The following is a 4,838-nucleotide window of genomic DNA, read 5'->3' as shown; positions in this document are numbered from 1 at the left end:
TGATCCTCAGAGGTTTGTTGGAAGGGGTGAACTAATCGAAAGCTCGATGCGCGCTGTAAATAGCGTATCAAGCCTAATTGCAGTGTTTGGAAAAAGGGGTGGGGAAATGTCTTTCTGATGATCGAAGTTAGATGTTTACCAGAGTATCTAATCTCACCGACCCCCAAAGGGTCAGCGGCTCTGTTCGAATTTGCAACTAAATTGCAGCTTTTCTATCATCCGCACTCCCTATTTTTCTGTGTTTGGAAAAATGAAAAGCATTCTAATAGAATGCTCTATGACCGATGGAATTAGAAGCTTTCCATCGAGCCTGCCGGCATCTCTTTCAAGTTAGTTGGATTTCTCTGCGACAGACGCTATGTCGCAAAAGCTTTTGAGAATGATAAAACTTTCCCTTTTTATTTAGTGGTTTATTTCCCTTTTGCAGTCATGCTGCATTGGAAGGCAGCTGCGATTTCCAAGTTTTTTGCGGCTTCCTGAGTACCCAGTTAATCAGGATGATACTATGGCTTACAAAGTAACCAGACTTACGCTCATGTTTGGAGCATTGCTTGCTGCAGCAGCTTGCAGTGTTAAAGAAAGGGCAAGCGGCGGCGGCGACGGGGTTTATAGTACTCGGCTCGAAGTTGATGAAAGGTTTGCTGGTGAAATTGGTGCAAACTCCAGATATTTAGAAGAACAAAACATGAACATTTTTCTCACTGGCTATAGCTACTGGGACAATACCCCGCGCGGCTCTGCCCAAATTGCCAGGCCAGTGATCCACCGGCGGGCAGGCGGATCCGGGACTTACGAGAATCCGGTTACACTCGCTGTAGGGCATGTAAAGCGAAATGGCCGTAGCTACATGGATTACCCTGCAGGTACCAGATTCTACATAAGAAACCTGCAAAGATACGCGATTGTCGAGGATCTGTGCGGGGATGGGCCGAAACCTCAGTCAGGTCCGTGCCATAGCGGCTATCAGGGGCATGACTGGCTGGACATTTATGTGGGCGGCAAAGGGATCGACGAAAGCTGGGTCGACAGCTGCATGAACCAAATCACCGGAATCCAGACCGTCATTCTGAACCCCCGACCGGGTTACCCGGTTTCCCCAGGGGAAATTGCAGCAAGTGGATGCCTCACTTTCTAGGGCTGTCGCGTAGTCTAGCTTTACCGCGCCTTGTCTGTTCAGAGCTTCCCGCCTGAGCTGACAAGGCGGTGGGCAATCGCCTGTAGAATGACACCATTTGTGTTTAAGTCGGTATAGGTCTCGGTTGGTTGCTCGTTCTTCAAATAGATACTTGAGGCAAAACCATTTTCGGTTCTAGCGACATTTCTGGTGAAGCTTGTGAGTTTTTCTGAGTACTCATGAGGTTGATAAGCGGACCAGAGAAAGGCGGCCTTACTACTGATAGCAAGGTTCTCCTCGCGGAACTCGGGAGTTCGGTACTCCGGCTCTTGGCCGACGGTGTCAAACGCCCAAGTGCGCTTGGGAGCATCGAGCTGCAGCCCCTGATAGAGAAACCAGGGAGATTTATCGATCGGACCTTCGGATACGCAGATCAGCCGACCAGTCTCCTGGAATTCTTCCAGTTGCGCAGCAAACAGCACATCGGCAAGAAAGGCGCTTTCCCTCGACATCCCCAGCTCCATGGCTTCAAGCAAAAGCGGTTCGGCCCCAAATGGTCCGATCCTGGACGCAGCTTCAAGCAGCGCCATGCGGCCGTCGGCTGGAGAGCGGTCGGAAAGTACTTCATAAGGAGATTTGGCTGCCAGCCCCCACCGTCGGAAGGCCAAGGCGGAATAGTGGGCGCTATGCGATACATAGGATGATTGCAGCTCGCCGTTTACCACTGAGTGGACTTCGCCGCCGATGATCACCTTTTGAAGGTCCCAGGAGGCAACAAGTTCCTCCAGCTGATCACCGAAATTGCTGTGCCGACGCAGGTTGTCCAAGGCAGCGAGCAACCGGCCTGCGTCGGAGCCGTCGAAGTTCTTGTTGCCCCACTTGCGGCGGTCAGTGCGTATCCACCCCTGTGGCAGGTGGCGGTTTTGGGACGTCCGGCCCGCGATATTGGGCAGGATTTTGCGGATTGCGGTTTCAAAACCTTGTTGACTTATCAAACTGATCTGCCGAGCTGCTACCAAGCCGTTGATGTGGCTGCCAACATCCCACATGGTGACGGCCTTGTGGTAGCGTCCGCCCGGTGCAAAATTCACTGTTGCCGGACAAAGTCCGGTGGCGGGATCCGAGAACTTTTCAAAGTACTGCCAGGCCACTCGGGCATCTTCAAGCAACTCTTCCCGACCAAGGACAGCAGGATGGCGGCGTTTCTTCAGCAGTTCCGGAGCAGCTGCGGAGGTTTTCCTCTGACGGGAGGGCAGGGGGCCGGCGGGAACGAGAGCGCGGACAAACTGTTCCAGATGCAAAATCTGGGTCCCCTCGTCAATGTGCAAGCCGAGCAACCGGTCCTGCAAGGCTCGCCGATCCGGCGGAAAGGTGAAAGCGTCTGGATGCAAGAATATGGCTGCATCTGCGGTACCGGCCACCGCTTCATTAAATGCCTGAACCGCGCCACCGCCGCTGACAACATGTTTTGGAATCTGCAAAATTCCCGTGCTGCCTAATCCCTGTCTTCCGGCGTCAGTGACCGGGAATGTAACACCAATGCCTGGAATAGCCTGCTGAATCGTACGAAGTGCTGCGTCGCTTGGGCTTCCGGCTCTGATAGGCGACATACCGGGCAGGCTGCCGCCGGAACCGGTTCTTTTCAGAGGCAGTTCCGTTGGAACCCAAAACCCGGCTTCGCGCCCTTTTTCCGAAGGTCTCCCGGTGGAATGGGGGACCCCGGTTTCTTGGAGAAAGGCAGTAAATGCGGAATAGGCTGAAACTTGCGGTTGAATTTGCTTTTGCGGATGCAGCACATGCAAGCAAATCGTTTTCTTGAACCGGTAGTTGTCGCGCAACTGAATATCCGGAACCGGTAGCAAACTCAGATCCCCGTCGAGCTCCCGCTCTGCAAGTGCGCGGGTAAATTGACCGGCAATTTTTTTTAGCCGGTTCAGTGGCTGTTGCGCGAATTCTTTAGCGGACAGGTAAAGTAGTTTCTGGCCTGAGCCCTGTTCTGTGAATTTTGCCGGACCTGTGGTCTCCTGAAGTATTTGCAGGCTGCCGCCGAACAGCCTCACAACACCATTATCCCAGGTTTCCGAGCGGACCGGGCCGGGCTCGGCAGGCAGGGTCAAAACGTTGAGAATACCTGCAGAGCGCACACCGCGGGGTGGGTTCGGGTTTGCATATTCGGCACATGCAATGCTTTGCACGGGCAATCCGGATTTTCGAACCAAAAGCGCAGGGCGGAGCATGCTTTTTATCGCGGATACAGCTTCAAAAACTGCCCGGGCCTGAAAATGCTCGGACAGCAGCGATAAATCGTGGACGTAAGGCACGATGTCGAGACCGCTGTTGCCCAGCAGATAGCCGTTCATAACTTGTGCCAGTTTGCTTTCCGGGGACAACGGGTGTCCATCTTTTCCGAAAGGGTCGACCACACATGCAAGAGGAATGCTGCGGTCGACAAAGGCATCGAGGACCGCAATGAGATGAGGTATGGAGAGGTCTTCGTTGAGGATTGCGGCAACCTGAAACGCCTGTGCAGGAGGCCCCCGCAGCAATGAGGCCGTTCCGGGTACTGGGAAAAGGGCCGCGCTTGCGGCTGCTAATTTCAGGAAAGTTCTGCGTTTCATGTGCTTCCAGCTGCCAAACTGTAACTCCGGCCTTGCCGTTTTTGTATACCCCAGCTGGCTAAGTGTCCGGTTACGGCACGCAGGATAGAGCGGATCACCGAAAAATACAGCAGGGGGCGGTAAACCAGCCGTTGCAACGGGAAGAGACACAGAGACCACATGCTTTCATCCTCATCTGACGAGATGGCAATCGCGGCAATCAGCAGCTCCATTGCCGGCAGAGTCAGATAGGCCCAGAGATACTGCGTTGATTGCACCGTCTGCGAGTTGCCAACCTCTGCAGCCCATCCGCCTGCAGCGAGATTGTAAAGCATTATGACTACAAAGAGATCAGCAATGGGAGCCAGAAGAGGAAAAACATAGCCGAACACAAACATGTCGGTAATGGAGATCAATCCCACCGACCGGCCATCAATGATTGCCCCTTTGTGCTTCCAGGCGCTTTGGAACATGCCGAAGGACCAGCGTAGTCGCTGCTTCAGAAGCTGACCCACCTTCTCGGGAACCTCTGTATAGGCCTTTGCCTTGGGTTCAAAGACCACGGCGTAGCCCGTGCGGTTCACCTGGATCGTTAGGTCGGTGTCCTCGGTCAGAGTCTCATCACTGAACAGTCCCGCCTTTCTGAGAGCCTCAACCCGCCATGCGCCGATAGCTCCGGGAACCACCAAAATGCCGTTGATCAGGTCAAACGCCTTTCTTTCGATATTCTGGGCGGTTGCATACTCAAAAGCTTGCAGGCGGGTAAGGAGATTCACCCGGTTGCCCGCGATGATCTTGCCCGCCACGGAGCCGACTTTCGGATCCGTGAAATGCTTCACCAGATGAGTTATCGCGTTCTTATGGATCTGCGTATCTGCATCGATACACACAACAAATTCAGCGTCGCAACTGAGGATCGCGCGGTTCAGGGCGCTCCATTTTCCCTGGTTCGGCTGCGAGATGAGGCGCACTTCGCTTTTGTGCCCAAACTTGAGAACTTCAATGAGCGTGTCATCCGTCGATCCGTCGTCCACGACGATGACCTCAAGGTTTTTGTATCCGGATGCACGGACGCTTTCGACGCTCTGGGCAATCACTTTTGCTTCGTTGTGAGCCGGGATGATCAC

The 4,838-nt window shown here is 53.8% G+C and carries 3 protein-coding genes; 1 reads left to right on the top strand and 2 read right to left on the bottom strand.

Going from position 1 to position 4,838, the window contains the following annotated elements:
• Positions 1–505: 505 nt before the first annotated feature.
• Entirely contained in the window at positions 506–1,135 is a 630-nt protein-coding gene (locus A2I95_RS25995; RefSeq protein ID WP_291734566.1) for a hypothetical protein, read from the top strand.
• A 38-nt stretch (positions 1,136–1,173) separates the two neighbouring features.
• Here the strand turns inward: A2I95_RS25995 and A2I95_RS25990 are convergent, their stop codons facing one another.
• Both A2I95_RS25990 and A2I95_RS25985 read right to left on the bottom strand, forming a co-directional pair.
• The gene (locus tag A2I95_RS25990) at positions 1,174–3,732 is read right to left on the bottom strand and encodes a DUF3131 domain-containing protein (protein ID WP_291734564.1); all 2,559 of its coding nucleotides are present in this window, start codon (positions 3,730–3,732) and stop codon (positions 1,174–1,176) included.
• Positions 3,729–4,838: glycosyltransferase (locus tag A2I95_RS25985; RefSeq protein ID WP_291734562.1), on the bottom strand; the 1,110-nt coding region annotated here is incomplete at its 5' end. The genes A2I95_RS25985 and A2I95_RS25990, both read right to left, overlap by 4 nt.

The sequence above is a fragment of the Leisingera sp. F5 genome (assembly GCF_001593695.1).
This window is presented reverse-complemented; position numbering and strand designations above follow the sequence as displayed.

Coding starts and splice junctions, on each gene's coding strand:
- A2I95_RS25990 (WP_291734564.1), bottom strand. CDS start 3,732: ATGAAACGCAGAACTTTCCTGAAATTAGCAGCCGCAAGCGCGGCCCTT.
- A2I95_RS25995 (WP_291734566.1), top strand. CDS start 506: ATGGCTTACAAAGTAACCAGACTTACGCTCATGTTTGGAGCATTGCTT.